The 23,084-nt window shown below is 54.7% G+C and carries 19 protein-coding genes; 10 read left to right on the top strand and 9 right to left on the bottom strand.

Going from position 1 to position 23,084, the window contains the following annotated elements:
• Positions 1 to 25: 25 nt before the first annotated feature.
• From RAL88_RS01450 to hflX, 7 genes are all read left to right on the top strand, one after another.
• Positions 26 to 2,281, top strand: coding sequence for a PAS domain-containing sensor histidine kinase (locus RAL88_RS01450; RefSeq protein ID WP_306266751.1), 2,256 nt, complete (start codon positions 26 to 28; stop codon positions 2,279 to 2,281).
• The gene (locus RAL88_RS01445) at positions 2,282 to 3,652 is read left to right on the top strand and encodes a sigma-54 dependent transcriptional regulator (RefSeq protein ID WP_306266749.1); all 1,371 of its coding nucleotides are present in this window, start codon (positions 2,282 to 2,284) and stop codon (positions 3,650 to 3,652) included.
• Between the two features lie 83 nt (positions 3,653 to 3,735).
• Complete coding sequence (gene trkA / locus RAL88_RS01440; RefSeq protein ID WP_306266747.1) at positions 3,736 to 5,112, top strand: Trk system potassium transporter TrkA; 1,377 nt, start codon at positions 3,736 to 3,738, stop codon at positions 5,110 to 5,112.
• A 35-nt stretch (positions 5,113 to 5,147) separates the two neighbouring features.
• Entirely contained in the window at positions 5,148 to 6,593 is a 1,446-nt protein-coding gene (locus RAL88_RS01435) for a potassium transporter TrkG (RefSeq protein ID WP_306266745.1), read from the top strand.
• A gap of 9 nt (positions 6,594 to 6,602) precedes the next feature.
• Positions 6,603 to 7,466: a D-amino-acid transaminase gene (locus RAL88_RS01430; protein ID WP_306266744.1), complete on the top strand. Its 864-nt coding sequence runs from the start codon at positions 6,603 to 6,605 to the stop codon at positions 7,464 to 7,466.
• A gap of 25 nt (positions 7,467 to 7,491) precedes the next feature.
• Positions 7,492 to 7,743: an RNA chaperone Hfq gene (gene hfq, locus RAL88_RS01425; RefSeq protein WP_306266742.1), complete on the top strand. Its 252-nt coding sequence runs from the start codon at positions 7,492 to 7,494 to the stop codon at positions 7,741 to 7,743.
• An 89-nt stretch (positions 7,744 to 7,832) separates the two neighbouring features.
• Complete coding sequence (hflX, locus tag RAL88_RS01420) at positions 7,833 to 9,152, top strand: GTPase HflX (protein WP_371932159.1); 1,320 nt, start codon at positions 7,833 to 7,835, stop codon at positions 9,150 to 9,152.
• Between the two features lie 49 nt (positions 9,153 to 9,201).
• On the opposite strand, the gene mazG is transcribed toward hflX, so the two are convergent.
• Positions 9,202 to 10,032 carry a nucleoside triphosphate pyrophosphohydrolase gene (gene mazG / locus RAL88_RS01415; protein ID WP_306266741.1) on the bottom strand — a complete coding sequence of 277 codons (831 nt, stop codon included), beginning with the start codon at positions 10,030 to 10,032 and terminating at the stop codon, positions 9,202 to 9,204.
• A 317-nt stretch (positions 10,033 to 10,349) separates the two neighbouring features.
• On the opposite strand from mazG, the gene RAL88_RS01410 reads away from it, so the two are divergent.
• Positions 10,350 to 11,246 carry a cation diffusion facilitator family transporter gene (locus tag RAL88_RS01410; protein WP_306266739.1) on the top strand — a complete coding sequence of 299 codons (897 nt, stop codon included), beginning with the start codon at positions 10,350 to 10,352 and terminating at the stop codon, positions 11,244 to 11,246.
• A 105-nt stretch (positions 11,247 to 11,351) separates the two neighbouring features.
• Here RAL88_RS01410 and RAL88_RS01405 read toward each other — a convergent pair whose 3' ends face one another.
• A complete protein-coding gene (locus RAL88_RS01405) occupies positions 11,352 to 12,266 on the bottom strand; it encodes a LysR family transcriptional regulator (RefSeq protein WP_306269545.1) in 915 nt (304 codons plus the stop codon).
• A 132-nt stretch (positions 12,267 to 12,398) separates the two neighbouring features.
• Here RAL88_RS01405 and RAL88_RS01400 point away from each other — a divergent pair, with 132 nt between their 5' ends.
• Positions 12,399 to 13,472, top strand: coding sequence for a tartrate dehydrogenase (locus tag RAL88_RS01400; protein WP_306266738.1), 1,074 nt, complete (start codon positions 12,399 to 12,401; stop codon positions 13,470 to 13,472).
• 258 nt (positions 13,473 to 13,730) lie between these two features.
• On the opposite strand, the gene RAL88_RS01395 is transcribed toward RAL88_RS01400, so the two are convergent.
• The 5 genes from RAL88_RS01395 to gyrA form a co-directional block, all read right to left on the bottom strand.
• Positions 13,731 to 14,525 carry an MBL fold metallo-hydrolase gene (locus RAL88_RS01395; RefSeq protein WP_306266736.1) on the bottom strand — a complete coding sequence of 265 codons (795 nt, stop codon included), beginning with the start codon at positions 14,523 to 14,525 and terminating at the stop codon, positions 13,731 to 13,733.
• Positions 14,522 to 15,304 (bottom strand): TatD family hydrolase, encoded by a 783-nt coding sequence (locus RAL88_RS01390; protein WP_306266734.1) that lies wholly within the window; start codon positions 15,302 to 15,304, stop codon positions 14,522 to 14,524. The genes RAL88_RS01395 and RAL88_RS01390 overlap by 4 nt, the downstream gene beginning before the upstream one ends.
• Entirely contained in the window at positions 15,304 to 16,854 is a 1,551-nt protein-coding gene (gene metG, locus RAL88_RS01385; protein WP_306266732.1) for a methionine--tRNA ligase, read from the bottom strand. Before metG ends, RAL88_RS01390 begins: the two co-directional genes overlap by 1 nt.
• Before the next feature lie 18 nt (positions 16,855 to 16,872).
• On the bottom strand, positions 16,873 to 17,919 hold the full coding sequence (locus RAL88_RS01380) for a DNA polymerase III subunit delta' (protein ID WP_306266731.1): 1,047 nt from the start codon (positions 17,917 to 17,919) through the stop codon (positions 16,873 to 16,875).
• 82 nt (positions 17,920 to 18,001) lie between these two features.
• Complete coding sequence (gyrA, locus tag RAL88_RS01375; RefSeq protein WP_371932158.1) at positions 18,002 to 20,734, bottom strand: DNA gyrase subunit A; 2,733 nt, start codon at positions 20,732 to 20,734, stop codon at positions 18,002 to 18,004.
• A 327-nt stretch (positions 20,735 to 21,061) separates the two neighbouring features.
• Between gyrA and RAL88_RS01370 the strand changes: the two genes are divergently transcribed.
• Positions 21,062 to 21,685 (top strand): MarC family protein, encoded by a 624-nt coding sequence (locus RAL88_RS01370; RefSeq protein ID WP_306266729.1) that lies wholly within the window; start codon positions 21,062 to 21,064, stop codon positions 21,683 to 21,685.
• Positions 21,686 to 21,740: 55 nt separating this feature from the next.
• Here RAL88_RS01370 and RAL88_RS01365 read toward each other — a convergent pair whose 3' ends face one another.
• Together RAL88_RS01365 and ssb are read right to left on the bottom strand one after the other, a co-directional pair.
• Positions 21,741 to 22,139, bottom strand: a complete 399-nt coding sequence (locus RAL88_RS01365) for a hypothetical protein (protein ID WP_306266727.1) — start codon at positions 22,137 to 22,139, stop codon at positions 21,741 to 21,743.
• The gene (gene ssb / locus RAL88_RS01360; protein WP_306266725.1) at positions 22,123 to 22,629 is read right to left on the bottom strand and encodes a single-stranded DNA-binding protein; all 507 of its coding nucleotides are present in this window, start codon (positions 22,627 to 22,629) and stop codon (positions 22,123 to 22,125) included. Before ssb ends, RAL88_RS01365 begins: the two co-directional genes overlap by 17 nt.
• Positions 22,630 to 23,084 lie beyond the last annotated feature (455 nt).

Raw genomic sequence — 23,084 nt, 5'->3', positions numbered from 1 at the left:
CACCAAGTGAGCCTGATTTAGATTTATGACCCAACTGGACATCACCTCTGGCGGGACGACCAGTCTACCGGCCCATAGTGCACCGGACCGGCCAAGGCTGATCCGGGTTGTCGGGTTTTTGGCCGCTATTCTGGCGCTGATTTCCGCAGCCGTGTCGTTCATGGTGTTGATGGGGTTTACCTCGATTGAGCCGAATCAGGCGACAGTGCAGGTCGCGCTGGTCGTCAATGGTTTGCTCGTCAGCATTTTGTCCGGAGCTATTATCTGGGAGTTGTCCGGTATCTGGCAGGCGCGCCGGCACCGACGCGCGGCGGCGCGTCTTCATGTTCGTGTTGTCGCCTTGTTCAGTCTGGTCGCTGCGGCGCCTGCCATTCTTGTTGCCATCGTTGCCGGCGTCACTTTGGACAGGGGATTGGACCGATGGTTCGACACCCGCACCAAGGAAATTGTCAACACATCACGCTCTGTAGCCCAGGCTTATGTTCAGGAGCATACCCGGGTTCTGGCCAATGATGTCATCACCATCGCGGCGGAATTCAGCAGGGCGGGAAGCAATCTGACATTCGATCAGAACCGGATACCAACCTATCTGACTACCCAGGCCCGGCTGAGGCGGTTGACCGCCATTTTGCTGCTCAACGCAAAGGCTGAAGTTGTGGCGCGCAGTGCCGGCGGGCCGGAAACTGAAAAGCTGCCCATTCCCAGCGCCGCCGCACTGCAGGATCTGGCGGAAGATGAGGTAGCGCTGCAAAACCGGGGCCTGTCAAATGTCGCCGGGGCTGCGATGAAGTTGCCGTCGTTTCCGGAAGATACCTATCTCTATTTGGTGCGCGCGCTGAATCCGGAAGTGCTTGAATATGTGCTTCTGGTGAATGAAAGGGCGGCAGAATATCAGGAGCTTGAACGCACCCGTTTCAGTGTCCAGATTGCGTTTGGTCTGCTCTATATCGGGATAGCACTGATTGTTTTGCTGTCGGCAATCTGGCTTGGTATCAATTTTGCCAACCGGCTGGTCTCTCCAATCCGGCGATTGATGAATGCGGCAACCGAGATTTCGTCGGGAAATTTGGGTGTCCGGGTGCCATGGCACAAGAGGGAAGGCGATCTGGGCACTTTGTCGCAAACCTTCAACACCATGTCGGAACAACTGCAAAGCCAGCGCGATGATCTCATTCTCGCCAAGGATCAGGTTGATGAACGGCGCCGTTTCAACGAAGCGGTGCTTGCCGGTGTGACTGCAGGCGTGATCGGCATTGAATCGGATGGGACAATCAGTCTCGTCAACCGCTCGGCCTTGCGCATTCTGGACGTCGACAGAACAAAACTGATACTGGAAAACGTGGCGGATGCCATTCCGGAACTGGCGATCACAGTATCTGCTGCGCTGGCCAATCAGCGGCCCCTTCACCAGGACCAGATCAGCATCAAGCGAAAGGGTGACGAGCGCACGCTGAATGTCCGGATTACCATGGAACAATCCGACGATGAGAACCACCGTTTTGTCATTACACTGGATGAGATTACCGATTTGATTGCGGCGCAAAGACGCTCGGCATGGGCTGATGTCGCGCGGCGCATCGCCCATGAAATCAAAAACCCGCTGACACCGATCCAACTGTCTGCCGAACGGCTGCAGCGCCGATACGGCCGCAAGCTGGAATCTGATCGCGAGGTTTTCGATCAATGCACTGATACGATCATACGACAGGTTGGAGATATCGGCCGGATGGTGGATGAGTTTTCATCATTCGCGCGTATGCCGCAGCCGGTTATGGTGGAACGCAACCTGTCAGATGCCATAAAAGAGGCGGTTTTTCTGCAGGAAGTGGCGCATCCGGAAATCACCTTCAAGACAGACCTGCCGGAATCAGAACTGGTCGGACGTTTTGATCACCGGCTGATCTCCCAGGCACTGACAAATATCGTCAAGAATGCCACCGAGAGTATTTCTGCAGTTCCTGCAGAGGCCGACCGTCCCGGCAGGATCGATGTCAAAGCGTTCCAGATCGGCGATCTTTTTCAGATTACCGTGACCGACAATGGAATTGGACTGCCGAATGAGAACAGAAGTAAATTGCTTGAACCCTACATGACGACCCGGGAAAAGGGTACCGGACTTGGTCTGGCCATAGTCAGGAAGATTTTTGAAGAACATGGCGGCGGAATTGAATTGCTGGATGCGCCCACTGACAGGGACGGACATCAATTCGGCGCAATGGTCCGACTGACAATGCCGGTGACTGCAGTTGATGTTGACTCGCAAAACAAAGAAGAAAACTAGATGGCTTCAGACATACTTATTGTAGACGATGAAGCGGATATTCGCGATCTGGTCGCGGGTATTCTGGAGGACGAGGGATACGAAGTGCGAACCGCGCAGGACAGTGATACCGCACTTGCTGCGATCGACGACCGCCGCCCAAGTCTGGTGTTTCTGGATATCTGGCTGCAGGGCAGCCGTCTCGACGGTCTGGCGCTGCTTGATGTAATCAAGGAGCAGCATCCGGAACTCGCTGTCGTCATCATTTCAGGCCACGGAAATATTGAAACTGCTGTGTCCGCCATCAGACGCGGTGCCTATGATTATATCGAAAAACCGTTCAAGGCGGACCGCCTGGTGCTGGTCGCCGAGCGGTCTCTTGAAAATGTGAAGTTGAAGAAAGAAGTCGTTGAGCTGCGCCAAAAGAGTGTGGATGCCGCGGAGCTGATCGGCGAGTCTCCGGCCATGATGCAGTTGCGCGGAGCCATTGAAAAGATAGCACCAACAAATAGCCGGGTGATGATTTTCGGACCCTCCGGTTGTGGTAAAGAGCTGGTTGCGCGGACGCTGCACCAGAATTCTGCGCGGGAAAAGGGGCCCTTTGTCTGTCTCAATTCTGCAGCACTGACGCCGGAGATGACCGAGATTGCCTTGTTTGGCACCGAGGTGGAAAATGGCAGTGGCCGGTCTGTCGGGGCTCTTGAGGAAGCCCATGGCGGCACCCTTTATCTGGACGAGGTCGCCGAAATGCCGCGCGACACCCAGAATAAAATTTTGCGCGTTCTGGTGGATCAGAGTTTCCAGCGGGTGGGGGGAAATAAAAAGGTCAATGTCGATGTCCGGATTCTGTCCTCCACAGCGCATAATCTGGACGACGAGATTGCTGCAGGACATTTTCGTGAGGACCTTTATCACCGTCTAGCAGTGGTGCCACTGAAAGTGCCGTCTCTGTCTGAACGCCGGGAAGATATCCCGATGCTCGTGGAACACTTTATTGCACAGATTGCGAACTCCGTCGGCATGCCGGTCCGCGCTCTGGAAAGTGATGCGTTGGCGGTGCTTCAGGCCCATCCCTGGCCGGGCAATATTCGTCAGCTCAGAAACAATCTGGAGCGGCTGTTGATTCTGACCCGGGGCGATCAGGAAGCCGTGCTGTCGGCCGACCTGCTGCCCAAGGAAATCGGGGAATTGCTGCCATCCGCGTCTGAAGGCGGCCGGGAAGCGGAACATCTCATGTCAATGCCGTTGCGCGAGGCCAGAGAGATTTTCGAGCGGGAGTATCTGACCGCGCAGATCGCCCGCTTTGGCGGAAATATCTCCAAGACCTCCGAATTTGTCGGTATGGAACGGTCGGCCCTGCATCGCAAACTCAAGTCTCTCAATATTGGCTGAGGCATCTGAAAAGAATTGGATTTGCCTGGCTAACCCTGTATGTCTACCGCACATCGGCGGGCAAGAGCTAAGGCTAGTCTAATATGAAGGTTGTCATATGCGGTGCGGGCCAGGTTGGCTACGGCATTGCAGAACGATTGTCATCGGAACAAAATGATGTGTCCGTGATCGACAATTCGCCGAGGCTCATCCAGGCAGTACGTGACCATCTGGATGTGCGCGGCATTGTCGGCCATGGGGCGCATCCCGATACATTGGCCCAGGCCGGTGTCGATCAGGCCGATATGATCATCGCCGTGACCTTGTATGATGAGGTCAATATGGTGGCGTGTCAGGTGGCGCATTCGCTGTTCAATGTGCCGACCAAAGTTGCCCGTATCAGGGCGCAGAGCTACCTGCAATCGCATTATTCAGATCTGTTTTCGCGCGATCACATGCCGATTGACGTGATTATCTCTCCCGAAATCGAAGTTGGTGAAATGGTGCTGCGGCGGCTTGCCTTGCCGGGCGCATTTGACACTGTTGAATTTGCCAATGGCGAGGTTACTACCGTAGGCATTATCTGCGAAGAAGACTGCCCGGTAATCGATACGCCGTTGAAGCAACTCAGTGAATTGTTTCCTGACCTCAGCGCTGTCGTGGTTGGCATCTTCAGGAATGGAAACCTGTTCGTGCCCCGGTCCGATGATTCCATGCTGTTTGGCGATCAGGTCTATGTCATCACGCAGACCACACGGGTCAAGCGAACACTGGCGATTTTCGGGCATGAGGAGCAGGAGGCAGCTCGGATCGTTCTGGCGGGTGGCGGGAATATCGGCCTTTATGTGGCTCAGAATCTTGAAGCCCGGCATTCAAAGTCCAAGGTCAAAATCATTGAACGCTCCCGGGACCGTGCCATCGAAATTGCCGATGATCTGAAACGAACCGTGGTTTTGCATGGCGATGCGCTCGATCAGGAAATTCTGCGGGAAGCGGAAATTCAGGATGTCGATACGATGGTGACGCTGACCAATAATGACGAGGTCAACGTTCTGGCCAGTGTGATGGCCAAACGGATGGGATGCCGCAGAACGCTGAGCCTGCTTAACAATACCAGTTATCCGACCTTCACCCAGTCGCTGGGCATTGATGCCCATATCAATCCGCGTGCTGTGACACTGTCAAAAATATTGCAGCATGTCAGACGGGGCAGGGTACGCGGCGTCTATCCGCTGCAGGACGGCAAGGCAGAGGTGATCGAGGCGGAAGCCTTGGAGACGTCACCACTGGTGGGCAAGGCGTTGCGCGATCTTGAGTTGCCAGACGGTGTGCGCATTGGAGCGGTCATTCACGACGGTGTCTATATCCGCCCTGACGGTGATACAAAAATTCGGGCACATGACCGGGTTATCATATTTGCCCTTGCGGAATACGTCCGAAAAGTCGAGCAGATGTTCCGCGTCAGCCTCGACTTCTTCTAAGAACGCGGGGCGCAATGGCAGCGGGACTGATTGTATTGGCGGCCATTTTAGGCTCTGTTTCAGCGTCGTTGACCGCGCCGTTTCTGATCGCGCTTTACATGGAAGAATTTCCGGCTGCCCAGATGTTCGGTGCCATAGCAGCTGCCTATGCCTTCTTTGCGTCAGCCATCTTCATAACGCTGCGTGGCAAGGAAGGCGGCCTGAAACGGGTCGAAACGTTCGGGCTGCTGCTGCTGTCCTGGGTGTTGCTGCTGGCTAGCGGCGCGCTGCCGCTGGCGCTGAGCACCGACATGCTGACAAGCGATGTCATTTTCGAAACCATTGCGGCTATCACGACCTCCAATGCATCGACCTTCGACAGTGTGGAAGCGTTGCCCCGTTCGGTGCTGTTCTGGCGGGTGCAACTGCAATGGCTGGGTGGTCTGTTGACTTTGCTGTCCCTGGTCATTGTCCTTGCACCGGCGGGAGTCGGTGGCCTGCCAAAACGGCAGATCGCCCTGTTGGAAAAGGTCGGCTTCGGCGGCGGTGGCCGGATACTCAAAATTTGCCTGAGCATTGGTTCGACTTATATTGTGTTCACGCTGCTGTGTGCCGGAGGGCTGGCCCTGTCTGGTGTGGCGCTGTTTGACAGCCTCATACTTGCATCGGGAGCGATATCCACCGGCGGTTTCATGCCGATAGATGATGATATCGCATCTTATAATGCGCCGTTTGCCTATCCCGTGCTGGTGATCTTCATGATTATCGGGGCGACCAGTATACTCTGGCACAGAATGTTGTTTACCAGACGTGGTCAATTGCTGCGCCATCACCGGGAAAGCTATCTGATTATCTTCAGTATTATCGTGCTGGCGGTGCTTCTGACACTTGCGCTGTTGCAAAAACCCACACTTGCCTCGGAGCCGGACAGGGCATTTGCACCGTTGCTGAACGGCCTCTTTCTGGCCGCCGCCCTGATTACGACCACCGGATTTGAATGGGATTCCGGAAACCTGGTCGCCTTTCAGCCGATTGCGGTCGGCAGCATCGTCATAGTTGGTGGCGGCGCATTTTCCACGGCCGGCGGGCTGAAATTCTACCGTATTGGCGGCATGATGCTGCAGTCACTTCAGGAATTGAACCGGCTTGTCTTTCCCCACAGTGTGCAATCGGAGCGGTTTGGCGGAAATCAGATCGAAATCGGAACGCTCAAAGCGATCTGGAGCTATCTGATTGTTGCCGTTCTGCTGGTCTGGGGCTGTGCTGCGGTTCTGACGCTTGACGGCATTCCGTTTGAGGCGTCTGTGATTGCGTCGCTGGCGGCATTTTCGAGCATGGGCAGTGCCTATAATCCTGAATGGAATATTCTTGGCCTTTGGCCCGATTATATTGACATGCCTGTATTGTCCAAATCCGCTCTTGGTGCCACCATGCTGCTTGGCAGAATTGAAATTCTGGCTTTTTTTGGTGTGTTCAATCTGACCTATTGGAATTCCCGGTAAAGGATTTTTATGTCTCGCATAGCCTATGTGAACGGGCACTATTTGCCGCATCGCAATGCTGCCGTTCATATTGAAGATCGAGGGTATCAGTTCGCTGACGGCGTGTATGAGGTTTGCGAGGTGCTCGATGGTCATCTGGTGGACGAAAAACGCCATATGCAACGTCTTGCCAGATCGCTTTCCGAATTAAGAATTCGCCAGCCTATGCAGGACAGGGCACTGGGTGTCATTCTGCGGGAAGTTGTTGCACGCAACAGGGTCCGGGACGGCCTGGTCTATCTGCAGGTAACCCGGGGCGTGGCTCCCAGAAACCATTTTTTTCCACCCGATGAGACGCCGCCGGGATTGGTGGTGACCGCACGCAGTTCATCTGTCGCAAAAGCCTCTGCTTTGGCTGAACAGGGCGTCAAAATCATATCGCTGCCTGACAATCGGTGGAACCGTGTCGATATCAAGAGCGTTGCACTGTTACCGAACGTGCTTGCCAAACAGGCGGCGAAGGAACAGGGGGCATATGAAGCCTGGTTTGTGGATAGCAACGGGTATGTTACTGAGGGGTCATCGACCAATGCATGGATCGTGACCAGCGAAGGAATCATTGTTACCCGACCTGCTGAACATGGCATCTTGCGGGGCATTACCCGAACGGCTGTTCTGGAACTGGCCGACCGGGAGGGAATGCCTGTTGAAGAGCGGGCATTCACTATAGAAGAAGCACAACGGGCGCGAGAGGCATTCATGACTGCGGCAACCGCTCTCGTCATGCCTGTCACACGTGTTGATGATGTCACGGTTGCCAATGGGGCACCGGGACATATTGCCACGACATTGCGTTCGCTGTTTCACAGCCAAGTTGAAATAGCTGACAGATAATTGCGCCAGCAGACCACAGGGATTTATGATGGCCGAACGAACACAGAACCTCCAAGACGCGTTTTTGAACAATGTGCGCAAAAACAAGACAACTTTGACGATTTTTCTGGTAAATGGCGTGAAACTTCAGGGCATTGTGACCTGGTTTGATAATTTCTGCCTGTTGTTGCGGCGCGATGGGCATTCCCAGTTAGTCTATAAGCATGCCATTTCAACAATCATGCCGGCGCAACCGATTCAGTTATTCGATCCAGAGCATGAGGACGATTCCGATTGAGTTCGACCACACCCGACGGCACGGCTGACGAAGCCGGATTGTTTTCCACAGACCACGGCAGAACAAAAACTGCCGTTATCGTCCCGATAATGTCGGTACACTCCGGACAGGGCACCGCGCCAGGCCGCCGCGCCAATCCGCGGACGGGAGAGGCGCGCCTTGAAGAAGCTGTTGGTCTTGCCAATGCGATCAACGATCTTGAAGTCGTATTCGCCAAACATTTCAGCTTGCGCAGATACCGTCCCGCTACCCTGGTTGGACAGGGCATGATCGATGAGGTGAAACAGGCGGTTGCCGAGCAGGGCGTCGAACTGCTCATCGTCGATCATGCATTGACGCCGGTGCAGCAGCGCAATCTTGAAAAAGCCCTGCAAATCAAGGTGCTCGACCGGACAGGAATTATCCTCGAGATTTTTGGCGAGCGCGCCCAGACCAAAGAGGGCACTCTGCAGGTCGAGTTGGCACATCTGAACTATCAAAAAGGGCGGCTTGTGCGCAGCTGGACTCATCTGGAGCGCCAGCGCGGCGGCGGCGGATTTATGGGTGGCCCTGGCGAAACGCAGATTGAATCCGACCGGCGGATGTTGCAGCAGCGCATCAAATATCTTGAATCGGCGCTGGCGGATGTCAGAAAGACCCGCGATCTGCACCGCAAGAACCGCAAGCGTAAACCGCATCCGATTGTCGCGCTGGTGGGTTATACAAATGCGGGAAAATCAACGCTGTTCAACCACGTCACACATGCAGATGTGCGGGCAGAGGATCTGTTGTTTGCAACACTTGATCCCACCTTGCGCACAGTTGAATTGCCTCATGGTGATACTGTGATCCTGTCGGATACTGTCGGCTTCGTTTCTGATCTGCCGCACGATCTTGTTGCTGCATTCCGGGCCACGCTTGAAGAAGTGATTGATGCAGATCTGATCGTGCATGTCCGGGATATTGCCCATGAGGATTCGGACGCTCAAGCTGAGGATGTCAGAGACATTCTGCTGGAGTTGAAAATCAACCCGGATGATACCAGCCGGGTAATTGAAGTCTGGAACAAGATTGATCTGCTGCCGCAGGATGATCCGCGGCGCGAGATTGACCCGGCCGCTTTAGCCGATGGCCAGGGTTTTCCGGTGTCCGCTGCCACAGGGCAGGGCATTGCAGAACTGATTGCCCATATCGAACAGAAGATCGCGGAAAAGCGCTCTGTGTTTTCAATCCTCCTGCCCATGCAGCAGTTGCATCAGATTTACTGGCTGTATGACCACGCTGAAGTTTTGAAGCGGATCGAAAGTGAGATTGATGGATCTGTGCGGCTTGAGGTGCGGGTCGACCCCAAAAACGGCTCTGAATTCCGCAATCGGTTGGGGACCTTCATTCTTCCGGATAAACAGGAAATCGCCAGCAGCGCCGCCTGACCCGGCTGGCGGTATTCTTCAGGAAACCCGGACGCATCTTGACCTTACACTAGCCGACAACGCCCTTGGCTGCCTGCCAGATGGTTTCCATCTCATCCAGTGAAGCAGATTCAAGGTTTCGCTCGGACCCCTCCAGGGTGCGTTCAATATGGTGGAAGCGCCGGACAAATTTTGCATTTGTGCGGCGCAGGGCATGTTCCGGGTCAACGCCCAGATGCCGCGCCAGATTGACCACTGAAAACAGAAAATCGCCAAATTCTTCGGCAATTTCTGCGGATGCATCTGTATCGGGTCTGGCTATTTCCGCTTTCAGTTCATCCCATTCTTCTTCGATTTTTGCCATCACCGGCTGCAGATCCGGCCAGTCAAATCCGACCTTTGCAGCTTTCGATTGCAGCTTTTGCGCACGGGTCAAAGCGGGAAGGGTGGTTGGCACATTATCCAGGATGCTGCCAGGATCGGCGGTCTCGCCCTCTGCCTTGCGGTCTGCCGCCTTGAGCGCTGCCTCTTCCGCCTTAATCCGCTCCCAGACGTGTTTGACGGATTCCGGTTTTTTAGCTTGTTCTTCACCGAATACATGGGGATGACGCCGGACGAGTTTCCGGGTGATGGCATAGACCACATCTGCAAAGTCGAAATGACCGGCCTCGGCAGCCATCTGGGCGTGATACACCGGCTGCAGCAGCAGATCTCCGAGTTCCTCCTTGAGATCGGCCATATCGCCGCGTTCAACCGCATCAGCGACTTCGTAGGCTTCCTCAATCGTGTAGGGCACAATGGAAGCGAAATCCTGCTCGATATCCCATGGACACCCGGTTTCCGGATCTCTCAGTCGCGCCATGATTTCTATCAGACGGGAGATGCCTCTCGACGCTTCCATAATGTCGCTTCCTTTTTGAAGGCAGTATCAACCAGTTCGTCCCATACAAGCGATATGGCAGCGTTTCAATGCGGCGCGCGTCTGAAGCGGAGAGATCAGCCTCCAGGAGGACGGTCTTTTCCCGTAACCGGAGGTTATTTCCACAACATTGCATCTCAATTCTGTGGGTGCGCAGGAAACCTCAACACTCGACCATCAACGGCGTGCTAGCAAGAATTGCGGGCGACCGGACTGAGAGAAAAAAATCATTTTGCGATGAAATCTTCCGCCCGCTGTGGTAGCGAACACATCCCACGATTTGCCAGAGCAAGATCTGAATGACTGCAAATTCCAGAGTTGCAAAGCTCGCCTATCTTTCAATCATTATCGCGCTGGTGGTGATGAGCATCAAATTCCTCGCATGGTGGCTGACCGGTTCCGTGGCGCTGCTTTCGGATGCTCTGGAATCCATTGTCAATGTCATTGCGGCTGCAGTCGCGTCTGTGGCTATTCGCATCAGCCACAAACCAGCGGATACGAATCATCAGTATGGTCATCAGAAGGCGGAGTATTTTTCTGCTGTTTTGGAAGGGATTTTTGTTGTCCTGGCGGCTCTCGCCATTTTCTACAGTGCCTATATGGCCTTGGTGACCGAGCACAGAATTACGGAACCGGCTCTGGGTATGGCGATTAACGCCGTTGCGGCGATTATCAACGGATATTGGGCGTGGCTTTTGATCTCGACAGGCACAGCTGAAAAATCACCGGCGCTGCTTGCCGACGGCCTGCACGTCAAAACCGATGTGGTGACATCGATCGGCGTGTTGATCGGTCTTGGTCTGACGATTGTCACCGGCTGGATTGTGCTGGATGCACTGATGGCGATGATTGTCGGGGTAAATGTTCTGCGTGAAGGCTGGAAAGTCATATCATCGTCGATCAACGGATTGATGGATGCTTCCATCGATGCGGATGAAGCGGAAGTGATTGAAGAAATCATCATCGAGAATGCTCAGGGGGCAATCGAAGTCCACGACATCAAATCACGCGTGTCCGGCGCAGCGACCTATGTCGAGTTCCACCTTGTGGTCGACCGCTCGATGGATGTGAAAGCTGCTCACGATATCTGCGACCGGATTGAGGGCGCCATCCAATCTGCTGTCCCAGGGAGCCAGACGACGATTCATGTCGAGCCGGACCACAAGCAGAAGGGCACAGGCCTGGATGTGAGTTAGAGGGATTGTTTTCCGTCTTCAACAGCACACGTGGGAGGCTGCTCCGGGATTTCTGCGATGTGAGCTGGATCAGCCCAACGCAGCTGTAGAAATTTGAAATAATAATTACGCTGTCGCGGCAATGGTTGCCAATTCGGTTTGGAGCGTCGTTATAAACGCCTCGCGTGCCGGATCTCTCGTATCGCGAACCCAACAAGCTGCGAGTGCAAGTTTCTTTTGTATTTTGCTATCAGGCATGTCGAGGGGAATAAACCGCACACCCTTCACACCAAGCCGCGATGTCCAGCGCGGTACAATTGCAATGCCGATCCCCTTGCTGACAAGATTGACGATTGTCTGCTTTTCTTCAGCGATTTGTGCAACGCGTGCGGTCAGACCCGCTTCAATGAAAAGAAGCATGCTCAGATCGTGGCTGTGTGGCCTGGATTTACGATCCGGCACGATTAATGGCTCATCAGCCAGTTGATCGACTGTTACCGATTCAAGATCTGCGTGCCGGTGTCCCTCAGGGCAGGCGACCACTACGGTCTCGTGGAACAGCAGACGAAACTCAAGATTTCGATGACTTGTCTCCGGAGGACGGACGAATGCGATGTCAAGGTTACCGGAAAGGAGTTTCGGCAGCAGCCGTATGGTTTTTTGTTCAATCAGCTGGACACTGATGCCAGGATAACGCGCTTTGAACGCTGGCAGGAATTGCGGAATAAGCCCTGCAGCGGCGCTGTCGATAGCGCCCACCCGCAAAAGAGCTTCATTTTGGTTTTTGTGGCCACGAAGCGTCGTTTCCAGGACTTCGAGCCGTGAAACCAGATCGCGAGCTTCTTGAAGCAGGAGAATTCCAGCTTCGGTGAGCGCCACATGACGTGTTGTACGGGTCAAGAGTCGAATCCCGACCCCTTCCTCAAGAAGTTTGATCTGGCGACCAAGCGAGGCAGGCAGCATATCCAGTCGTTGGGCAGCTCGGCCAAAATGAAGGGTTTCCGCGACTGCAATGAAGCATCGCAACTGTCGAAACTCGATAAAGACCTCCTAATTATATCAGGAACTTATATAATATATGCGCATTGTTGTGACCTGGTCAAACTGGCAAATTGCTTGCTTGAAGAAAATCTCGTGTGACTGTTCAATTGAAAAAATCTCTGGGGGGACGCAATGCGAACGCACAAGATTGCTGCAATACCGGCTGATGGCATCGGCCCGGAGGTCATAGAATCCGGTGTTGCAGTGCTGCACGCACTTGCGGCGCGCATGGGAAATATACGGTTTGATTTGACCTATTTCGATTGGGGTTCCGACTACTACAAAAAGCATGGCATCATGATGCCGGAAGATGGCCTTGACCAGCTCAAGTCCTTTGACGCGATTTTTTTCGGAGCTGTCGGCGCGCCTGATATTCCGGATCACATCACTCTTTGGGGCCTGCGGCTTCCGATCTGCCAGGGATTTGATCAATATGCCAATGTCCGTCCGACAAAAATCATCCCGGGCATCACATCGCCTTTACGTAATGTGGACGTTGGCGATCTCGATTGGGTCATTGTTCGCGAGAACTCAGAAGGTGAATATTCGGGACATGGTGGCCGGGCGCATAGGGGCTTTCCGGAGGAGGTGGGCACCGAAGTGGCCATTTTTACACGCGTTGGCGTTACGCGGATAATGCGATATGCCTTCAGCCTGGCGCAGTCCCGGCGCCGAAAATTCCTAACGGTCGTGACCAAATCTAATGCCCAACGCCACGGCATGGTGATGTGGGACGAAATTGCTGCAGAAGTCGCGCTGGAATTTCCGGATGTGACCTGGGACAAGATGCTGGTCGATGCAATGACGGTTCGTATGGTCAAACACCCGCAGAGCCTGGATACGATTGTTGCCACTAATTTGCATGCTGATATTCTGTCCGATCTCGCTGGTGCACTGGCTGGAAGCCTTGGTGTCGCTCCGACGGCAAATATCGATCCTGAGCGTCGCTATCCCTCGATGTTCGAGCCAATACATGGTTCGGCCTTTGACATAAGTGGAAAGGGCGTTGCAAATCCGGTGGCGACGTTCTGGACGGCTGCGCAGATGCTGGATCATCTCGGCGAGGCTGATGCATCCCGAAGGCTGCTTGATGCTATCGACAAAGTTTGTGAAGCCGGGATCATGACAATTGATGTCGGTGGAAACGCTACGACGCGTGAGGTAACGGATGCCATGATAGAAGCGATACGAGGCTCGAATATCTAATTGCTGCAGCGACAGCTCGATTTCAGGCTAAAATGCCTTCCAGCATCTTGCGGTAGCTGAACGATTGAAATCTTCTTGCAGGCCACCGGCAAGGGCGGTTCGTCTGCTACCGTCGAAGCCCTTGTACGTATCTGCGCGCTGGGTATCGACACCTGCGTGAACCAGGGGTGCGCAGTGGGATTAGTCGGACCAATAAATGGTTGGTGGTAGCAAAGGCCGGTAATACGAACTTATCGCATAAGATATATTATGGAACAATTATATCTCACACGACCAGCCATCATAGGCCGGTCGAATGTTATCCGGGGTTTCCCGATCCACGGTCTCAAAATCGAGATCCACATGCATATGAGTCAGAATGGCTGTCCCGGGATTGATCAGCTGGACCGCCCCGACCGCTTCGCTCAGTGAAAAATGACTGGGATGCGGCTGGTAGCGCAGCGCGTCGACAATCCAGTATGACAGGCCGTGCAGCAGCGCGGCGCTTTCATCCGGCAGAGCGCTTATATCAGACGAATATGCCAGATCGCCAATTCGGAAACCAAGCGAGATAATGTCGCCATGTATCTGAGTAAACGGAAGAACCTCGATTGAACCGCCGGGTCCATCGACGCTGAATTTTTCACCGTGCCTTATTTCATGTGCGACCAGTATCGGCGGATAGGACGAACCCGCCGGCGTCCGGAAGCAATAGCCAAAACCTTCATAGAGCCGGTCAAGCGTCGGCCGGTCAGAGTAAATCTGAACGCGTTCGCGGCGGTTGATCACAAAAGCACGCAGATCATCAATGCCATGAATGTGGTCGGCATGGGCATGGGTGTAAAGCACCGCGTCAGCCCAGTCGATGCCGGCAGACAGGCATTGTTCGCGAAAATCCGGGCCGGTATCAATGATGATCCGGGTTACGTCCTCACCACTGCGTTTTTCGACCAGCAGGCTGCAGCGGCGACGGCGGTTCTTCGGATTATCCGGATCGCAGGCACCCCAGTGATTGCCGATCCTGGGAACGCCCGGAGATGAGCCGCATCCAAGAATGGTGAAACGCAGGCTCATAATTGTTTCGGCAGTTTCTGGAACAGCCGGAAGGTATTTTCGCCGGTCTGTCTGATCAGATCTGCCGTCTCCATCTGCAGGGTTCTGGCAAGAGAGTCTGCCGTATCAGCGACAAAAGACGGTTCATTGGTCCGGCCGCGATGCGGCACTGGTGCCAGATAAGGTGCATCGGTTTCGACCAGAATACGATCCCGTGGAACATGTTGTGCGATATCGCGGATATCTTCGGCGTTTTTGAAGGTTGCTATGCCTGAAAACGAGACATAGAGCCCAAGATCGACTCCTGTTCTTGCCAGCTCCGCACCCGACGAAAAACAATGTAATACTGCAGGAAATGCACCATTTTCTGTCTCTTTGACGAGAATATCAATCATGTCGGCGTCAGCAGCGCGGGCATGGATGATCAGCGGAAGTCCGGTGATCCGCGCAGCGGCGATATGGGTTATAAAACCGCGTTTCTGACTGTCAGGCGTGCTGTTGTCATAATGATAATCGAGACCCGCCTCGCCGATGGCGACGACTTTCGGATGTGCCGCCAGCGCAACCAGTTGGTCTGTCGTGACATGCTGCTCTTCGTCTGCATTATGCGGATGAGTGCCGACGGAACAGAACACATCATCATAACGCTCGGCGACGGCCAGCACCTGATCAAATTTTTCAACCCGTGTGCAGATTGTAATCATCCGCTCAACGCCTCTGGCTCGCGCTCGCGCGACCACATCGTCCAGTTGCTCGGCGAAGTCGGGAAAATCCAGATGGCAGTGGCTGTCAATCAGCATCAGTTCGCTGCCACCGGTTCAACAAATCGAGGGAAAATACCTTCCGGCTTGGCAATGGTGGTGCCGCTTGTCAGCGTGTCAGCAGCGCCCAGCGCAGCGAAACTGCGCTCTTCAGATGGCACCGCCAGGGCGTCCAGCAGACGCGTCGCAGCATCGGGCATGAAGGGTTGTGCCAGGATGGCAACCCTGCGCACAATTTCAGCGGTGACATAAAGTACGTCGCTCATGCGTTGCGGATCGGTTTTTTTCAGTGCCCAGGGTTCCTGTGCGGCAAAATAGCGATTGGCTTCGCTGACCACGTTCCATATGGCGTTCAACGCATTGTGCGGAGCCTGGACGTCCATCGCCTCCCGGCATTCCGGCAGCAGTGCTCTGGCCTGTTCCAGGATTACGTTGTCTGCTTCAGTCAGCGTGGAAGGCGTCATCAATGCGCCATCGAGATTCTTGAACACCATGGAAAGCGAGCGCTGCGCGAGATTGCCCAGATCATTCGCCAGATCCGCATTCATCCGCGCCACGATGGCGTCATGGCTGTAACTGCCATCACGCCCGAACGGCACTTCGCGCAGCAGAAAATAGCGCAGAGCATCAAGGCCATAGATGTCGACCAGAGAGAACGGATCGACCACATTGCCAACCGATTTCGACATTTTCTCACCGCGGTTGAACAGAAATCCGTGGGCAAAAACACGTTTTGGCAAGGCCAGACCGGCGGACATCAGGAAGGCGGGCCAGTATACTGCGTGAAAGCGGATGATATCCTTGCCGATGACATGGACATCAGCCGGCCAGAACCGCGCCCGTGCGTCATTTTCATCGGGAAATCCGGTTGCAGTCAGATAATTCGTCAGAGCGTCGACCCAGACATACATGACGTGTTCCGGATCATCCGGCACTGTCACGCCCCAGTCGAAAGTCGTGCGCGAAATTGACAGATCTCGCAGCCCTGATTTGACAAAACTGACCACTTCATTGCGGCGCTCATCGGGGCCAATGAATTCCGGATGCGCCTCAAAATGCGCCAGCAAACGGTCCTGATAGGCCGAGAGGCGGAAGAAATAGCTGTCTTCCTCAACCCATTCCACCGGCGTGCCCTGCCCGCCAAGCTTGATGCCGTCTTCGCCGGAGGTAACTTCATCTTCGCCGTAATAGGCTTCATCGCGTACCGAATACCAGCCTGAATAGGTGTGCTTGTAAATATCCCCGGCCGCAGCCATGCGTTTCCAGATTTCGACGCTGGCCGCATGATGTCGCGGTTCGGTAGTGCGCAGATAATCATCATTGGATGCGTTCAGAACAGCCGCCATGTCCTGAAAGCGCGCGGTGTTGCGGTTGGCGAGTTCCTGTGTGGTTATGCCAAGGTCGCGGGCGGTTTTCAGCATTTTCAGGCCATGCTCATCAACGCCAGTGAGAAAAAATGTGTCAAAACCGTCGAGCCGCTTGAACCGCGCCAGCGCGTCTGTTGCGATCAGCTCATAGGCATGGCCGATATGGGGCGCGCCGTTGGGATAGGAAATTGCGGTGGTAATATAGAAAGTCTTTTTATTCATATCCGGGACTGACCTGACTTAAACGGGCAAACGCGCCTCTGCGTTCTTGGCTCTGTTTAGTAGAGCAAACAGGTTCAGGATCAACTGTTTCCTGTCCAGATTAAAGGTCTCAGTCTGGCGCTGCTGCTGCACCAGTTGATCCCAGACATCGACCCAGGGGTTGGCGGCTCCCTGCCCGGCCATGGCGATTGCGCGCTCATGAACAAACAGCCGCGCCCGTTCCAGAAATTCGGCAAACAAAGCATCCCGGTTACGCAGTGTCAGCGCATCGGCCAGCGCATGCAGGCTTGTGTGGTCGCCGGGCGCCTCTTCAAGCCGTGTCTGCATGTCTTGACGCAGCGCGCCATGATCGGCTTGCATCAGGTCCATTGCGTAGCGCACGCGTCCATCCGCGAGCCTGGAAATTGCGTTAAAGCCGGCCGTATCAAAATCACCCAGTTCAGCACGCAGGATTTCCTGCATCTGTGGCTCAGTCGGTTTCGGCAGCAGCGCCCTGCGGCAGCGCGACCGGATTGTTGGCAGAAGACGTTGATAGCTGTCAGACAACAATAAAAACAGAGACTTGGATGGTGGTTCTTCGAGTGATTTCAAAAGTGCATTGGCCGCCGCCGGGGCCATATCCTCGGCCTTGTCGACGACAATGATGCGCCAGCCGCCACCGGCTGCTGTGGACCCAAGAAAATGGATCAGACGCCGCACATCGACGACCGGAATGCCGCTGGTCATGCGTTTCTTTTCTTCATCCCAGCGACGCGACAATAACAGCAGGTCAGGATGCGATCCGGCACTGATCTTTGCTGCCGCCTGACTGTCGGCCGCGACCGACAGTTCCTCGGCGTTTTGGGCAGCTTCCCGGGCGTTCTGCTGATGCGTGAGGAGAAATTTGGCGATCTGATAGGCCAGAGTTGCCTTGCCGCAACTGACAGGACCGCCGATCAGCCATGCGTGATGCAGTTTGCCCTGCCCCAGCGCATCCAGAAACTCGCGCTGCAATGCTTCAGCACCTACCAGACGCTGTGCGCGCCGTGGCTGCAGAATCAGATCAAGGTCTTCTACATTGGACATTGGCGTTCCAGACGGTAAAATCTGACCCTGGATCAAAACCCGTGCCAGACATCAGCGTACGATCCCGGCGCGGCAGCGGCGATCAGGATTCAACCGGGCCGGTTTCATCAATCGGTGTCTCCGTATCACCATCTGCAATAACTTCTGAATCGCCATCTTCAATGTCGTCTTCATCGTCGCCTTCAATTTCACTGATGCGTTCAACAGAAACGACGATTTCATCTTTGGCAGTGTTGAAGATGGTTACACCCTGGGTCGAACGACCGGCCAGCCGGATGCCGCCAATCGGACAACGGATCAACTGGCCGCCATTGGTGACGAGCATGATTTCATCGCCCTCGTCGACACGGAAGGAAGCTGCCAGCGCACCGTTGCGGCTTGACATATTCATGGCTGCGATGCCCTTGCCGCCGCGCCCGGAAACCCGGTACTCGAAGGAGGAACTGCGCTTGCCATAGCCGTTCTCGGAAATCGCCAGAATGACCTGCTCTGCCTCGGCCATGGCGGCGAATCTGGCCTCATCAATGCCATTTTCCGCAAGATCCGTGACCTCTGCTTCATCATCGCTGATATCTGCCAATGCCGCATCATCATCAAAGCCGCGCAGCATGCGGCTTTGCTTGATATAGGCGGCGCGTTCCGCCGGGGTTGCATCAAAATGTCGCAGGATTGACATCGCGATCACTTTGTCACCTGACGCCAGATTTATGCCGCGCACGCCGACTGAATTGCGTCCTGTGAAGACACGTACATCCTGCACCCGGAAGCGGATGCACTGACCTTTGAGGCTGGTCAGCAGCACGTCATCATCGGCAGAACAGGTTTCCACACCCACTATGGCGTCACCGTCATCGAGCTTCATGGCAATCTTGCCATTGCGGTTGACCTGAACAAAATCGGATAATTTGTTGCGCCGGATCGTGCCGCGCGTCGTCGCGAACATCACATCGAGCTGGGCCCAACTTTCTTCATCCTCGGGCAATGGCATGATTGTGGTGATCGTCTCATTCTGCTGCAGCGGCAGAATATTGATCAGCGCCTTGCCACGGGATTGCGGACTTCCGACCGGCAGACGCCAGGCTTTCAGCTTGTAAACGATGCCGCGAGAGGAAAAGAACAATAGCGGTGTGTGGGTATTGGCGACAAACAGCCGGGTTACGAAATCTTCGTTCTTGGTCGACATTCCCGAGCGGCCCTTGCCGCCGCGCCGTTGCGCACGATATGTCGCCAACGGCACACGCTTGATATAGCCGGTATGCGATACGGTAATGACCATGTCTTCACGCTGGATAAGATCTTCATCTTCCAGTTCCGCACCGCCTTCGAGAATTTCCGTGCGGCGCGGCGTGGCGAACAACTCCTGGGATTCGAGCAATTCGTCCTTGATGATCGTCATGATGTGCAGCCGCGAGCCGAGAATCTCAAGATATTTCTTGATCTCCTCACCAAGCTTGTTCAGTTCATCGGAAATCTCTTCCTGACCGATGCCGGTGAGACGCTGCAGACGCAATTCCAGAATTGCGCGCGCCTGCTCTTCTGACAGTTTGTAGGTGCCATCTTCCTGAACGCGGTGGCGCGGATCATCAATCAGCCGGATCAGTGGTTCAATATCGCGGGCGGGCCAGCTTTTTTTCAACAATTGCGCGCGTGCGGTGGCGGGGTCCGGCGCTGCGCGGATCAGAGCGATCACTTCGTCAATATTTGCCACTGCGATGGCCAGGCCGACAAGCACATGGGCGCGGTCGCGCGCCTTGTTCAAAAGAAATTTGGTTCTGCGGCTGACCACAACTTCGCGGAAGGCAACAAAGGCGCGCAGCATGTCGAGCAGTGTCATCTGCTCGGGCTTACCGCCATTCAGAGCCACCATGTTACAGCCGAACGAGCTTTGCAGCGGCGAGAACCGGTAAATCTGGTTGAGCACCACGTCGGCAACCGCATCGCGCTTCAATTCGACAACGACACGCATGCCGTCACGATCGGATTCGTCGCGAATATCGGAAATGCCTTCAACGCGTTTCTCGCGCACCAGATCGGCAATCTTTTCAATCATCGATGCCTTGTTGACCTGGAACGGAATTTCCGTGATCACAAGAGCTTCCCGGTCCTTGCGCACCATTTCGGTAGCAACCTTGCCGCGCATGATGACACTGCCGCGGCCTGTTTCAAAGGCCGACCGGATTCCAGCCCGCCCGAGGATCATGCCGCCGGTGGGAAAATCGGGCCCCGGCATATGCTCCATAATGCCGGACAGGGAAATAGCCGGATCATCAATCAGGGCGATACAGGCATTGATCACCTCGCCCAGATTGTGTGGCGGGATATTGGTCGCCATACCGACGGCAATGCCGCCTGCGCCATTGGCCAGAAGATTTGGAAAGCGCGACGGCATGACAACAGGCTCTCGTTCTCGCCCATCATAGTTTTCCTGAAAGTCGACCGTGTCTTTCTCAATATCGGCAAGCAGATACTGCGCTGCCTTTTCCATCCGGCATTCGGTATAGCGCATGGCAGCGGGAGGATCGCCATCGACCGAGCCGAAATTGCCCTGCCCGTCGACAAGCGGCAGCCGCATCGAAAATTCCTGCGCCATTCGAACCAGCGCATCATAGATCGCGCTGTCGCCATGGGGGTGATATTTACCCATCACCTCACCCACGACACCGGCAGATTTGCGGTAGGATTTATTGAATTCCAGCCCCATGCCATGCATGGCGTACAAGATCCGACGATGCACCGGTTTCAGACCGTCACGCACGTCAGGCAAGGCGCGGCTTACGATCACGCTCATGGCGTAATCGAGATAGGACCGCTTCATCTCTTCGACAATTCCAATGCGCTGAACATCGGACGGCAGATCGCCAGCCGGCTCATTTCCGTCAGGGGTATTTTCGTTATCGGACAAAATTGTACTCATGGGTTTGGGGCGTCGAATCGTCGCCCTCAATGAAGTCGCGGCATTATAGACTGCCGGACCTGTAAAGACCAATTTTTGACACCGAAAAGACGGCATTTTTTGTGAATAAAAACAATCACTTATCGATCATTTTAGTGAAATTGTGACAGAGCGCAATTTTTCGTCACTTTGTCGGGGGCAAAAATTGCGGCTTGACACGAAACCGCGCTGCCGCCACGGCTTGAAGCCATGGAATTAGACACCCTCATAAACGCTTCCGTGACCCTGCTGGTGACAATTGACCCGATTGGTCTTGCACCGCTGTTTTTGGCTCTCACTGCGGGTATGGACCGGGCGGCGCGCCGGCAGATTGCCTTTCGCGGAATTGTTATTGCAACAGGACTACTGGTGCTGTTTACGCTGGCTGGCATGACCATTCTCGACCTGTTCGGCATCACTATGCCGGCATTTCGCATCGCCGGTGGCCTGCTGTTGTTCTGGCTTGCCTTCGAGATGGTCTACGAAAAGCGCCAGGAACGGAAACAGGAAACCACAGTGCGAGCCGTCAGCCATGATGAGATGAAGCACATTGCTGTGTTTCCGCTGGCGATACCGCTGATCGCCGGCCCCGGGGCGATTTCAGCAACTGTGCTGTTGTCCACCGAAATGTCCGCGCCTCTGGAGCGCGCTGCTTTGATTGGCGTCATTCTCGGGCTTATGGTGCTGTGCATGATTGTCTTCATGCTGGCCGAGCGGGTGGATCGTTTTCTCGGCGATACCGGCCGCATGGTGCTGACGCGGCTTCTGGGGGTTATTCTGGCAGCATTGTCGGTGCAGTTTGTGGCAGACGGCATTCTTGCGTTCAGGGCCTGATATCCGGCCGCCAGAGTCAATTCTCGAGCCTGGATACAAAGAGTATTGCCAGCACCTATTGCGCTGGTAAATCGATGCGGAATTCGCTGCCGCCATATTCGTGGACGGAATCTCTGGCCCTGATCACAATGAAGTCCGTTCCCGGGGGAATGGCGACATCGCCCAGAGAGCGTGTGAAGGGTTGCTCCTCGACATGAGGATGGACAAGTACCCGTACGGCCAAAATCCGGCCTTGCGGCCCCAGCACCTCGAAAGCATTGGCGTAATGCTCCCAGCCTTCATCTGCATGGCGAATGGTGGCATCTATCCGCCACGCGCCAGTGCTGTCCGGCGTAGCAGCAGCGGTAACCACCTCGGCCTCACCGGCCAATGCCGGGGACACCGCGGCAAGCAGCACAAACCAGAGCGCTGCCGCCACGACGCTGTTCGTTTTTGTCCTAGAACGGAATTTCATCATCCATGTCGTCGGAAAAATTACTGCCGCCGCTGCTGCCGCCTTTCATGGGGTCTGACTGACCGAAATTATTGCCGCCCTGATTGGTGACAGCACCGCGATCCTGGCCGCCGCCGGCACTTTCCTGACCGCCCTGCCCGCGGGAATCCAGCATCTGCAATTCGCCGCGATATTTCTGCAAAACGATTTCAGTGGAGTAGCGTTTCTGGCCGGACTGATCTTCCCATTGCCGGGTTTGCAACTGGCCCTCCAGATAGACTTTGGCACCCTTTTTGAGATAATTTTCAGCAACTTTTGCGAGATTGTCGTTGAAAATCACGACCTGGTGCCATTCGGTTTTCTCGCGGCGTTCCCCGGAATTCTTGTCGCGCCAGGATTCGCTGGTGGCGATGCGAAGATTGACCACAGGGTCGCCCGAATTCAAACGGCGTATCTCCGGGTCTGCTCCCAGATTTCCCACCAATATTACTTTGTTGACACTGCCAGCCATGGCATACTCCTGACGTAAAGATCAGCCAGTGCTGACTGGCCGTGTTTGTAAAAATCCCGTTCGGGCCTGGCAAATTGCCAGATAACGGGCTTGGCAAATTGCCAGATAAGATGTGTGTCTGTCGCTTTGTCCTTATTGATGATTTAGCACAAAACCTCTGTCTCGGCTTGCCAGTGTGGCCACAAATGACATCCTACTGACAGTTTTCCACACCTGCTGCAGTTAGTTTGCTGTTGAAGCTCGGCAGATCAGGGCCAGGCAACCGATTTAAGTGTTTTGTTCTTTTTATGTTCCAATTCAAATCAACATGCATTAGCCTTTCGAGAATTGCAAGATGCCTGCGTGATTCCGTTTCCGGGGCCTTGAATAGCGTTCGGAAAACGCCAAATGGCGAACGACACCTGCTGCCCTTCCAATCCATTGGGTGCCCCACTTCTGTTCAGACGGTCAAATGA

This window comes from Pararhizobium sp. IMCC3301, from assembly GCF_030758315.1.
In the GTDB taxonomy this organism is placed as follows: Bacteria; Pseudomonadota; Alphaproteobacteria; order Rhizobiales.
The sequence above is the reverse complement of the archived record's forward strand: the minus strand, read 5'-3'. Positions and strand labels throughout refer to the sequence as shown.

Bases quoted from the DNA above. Each gene is read 5' to 3' on its own strand.
- RAL88_RS01450 (WP_306266751.1), top strand. From the start codon at position 26: ATGACCCAACTGGACATCACCTCTGGCGGGACGACCAGTCTACCGGCC.
- RAL88_RS01445 (WP_306266749.1), top strand. From the start codon at position 2,282: ATGGCTTCAGACATACTTATTGTAGACGATGAAGCGGATATTCGCGAT.
- trkA (WP_306266747.1), top strand. From the start codon at position 3,736: ATGAAGGTTGTCATATGCGGTGCGGGCCAGGTTGGCTACGGCATTGCA.
- RAL88_RS01430 (WP_306266744.1), top strand. From the start codon at position 6,603: ATGTCTCGCATAGCCTATGTGAACGGGCACTATTTGCCGCATCGCAAT.
- hfq (WP_306266742.1), top strand. From the start codon at position 7,492: ATGATGGCCGAACGAACACAGAACCTCCAAGACGCGTTTTTGAACAAT.
- hflX (WP_371932159.1), top strand. From the start codon at position 7,833: ATGTCGGTACACTCCGGACAGGGCACCGCGCCAGGCCGCCGCGCCAAT.
- mazG (WP_306266741.1), bottom strand. From the start codon at position 10,032: ATGGAAGCGTCGAGAGGCATCTCCCGTCTGATAGAAATCATGGCGCGA.
- RAL88_RS01410 (WP_306266739.1), top strand. From the start codon at position 10,350: ATGACTGCAAATTCCAGAGTTGCAAAGCTCGCCTATCTTTCAATCATT.
- RAL88_RS01400 (WP_306266738.1), top strand. From the start codon at position 12,399: ATGCGAACGCACAAGATTGCTGCAATACCGGCTGATGGCATCGGCCCG.
- RAL88_RS01395 (WP_306266736.1), bottom strand. From the start codon at position 14,525: ATGAGCCTGCGTTTCACCATTCTTGGATGCGGCTCATCTCCGGGCGTT.
- RAL88_RS01390 (WP_306266734.1), bottom strand. From the start codon at position 15,304: ATGCTGATTGACAGCCACTGCCATCTGGATTTTCCCGACTTCGCCGAG.
- metG (WP_306266732.1), bottom strand. From the start codon at position 16,854: ATGAATAAAAAGACTTTCTATATTACCACCGCAATTTCCTATCCCAAC.
- RAL88_RS01380 (WP_306266731.1), bottom strand. From the start codon at position 17,919: ATGTCCAATGTAGAAGACCTTGATCTGATTCTGCAGCCACGGCGCGCA.
- gyrA (WP_371932158.1), bottom strand. From the start codon at position 20,734: ATGAAGCGGTCCTATCTCGATTACGCCATGAGCGTGATCGTAAGCCGC.
- RAL88_RS01370 (WP_306266729.1), top strand. From the start codon at position 21,062: ATGGAATTAGACACCCTCATAAACGCTTCCGTGACCCTGCTGGTGACA.
- RAL88_RS01365 (WP_306266727.1), bottom strand. From the start codon at position 22,139: ATGAAATTCCGTTCTAGGACAAAAACGAACAGCGTCGTGGCGGCAGCG.
- ssb (WP_306266725.1), bottom strand. From the start codon at position 22,629: ATGGCTGGCAGTGTCAACAAAGTAATATTGGTGGGAAATCTGGGAGCA.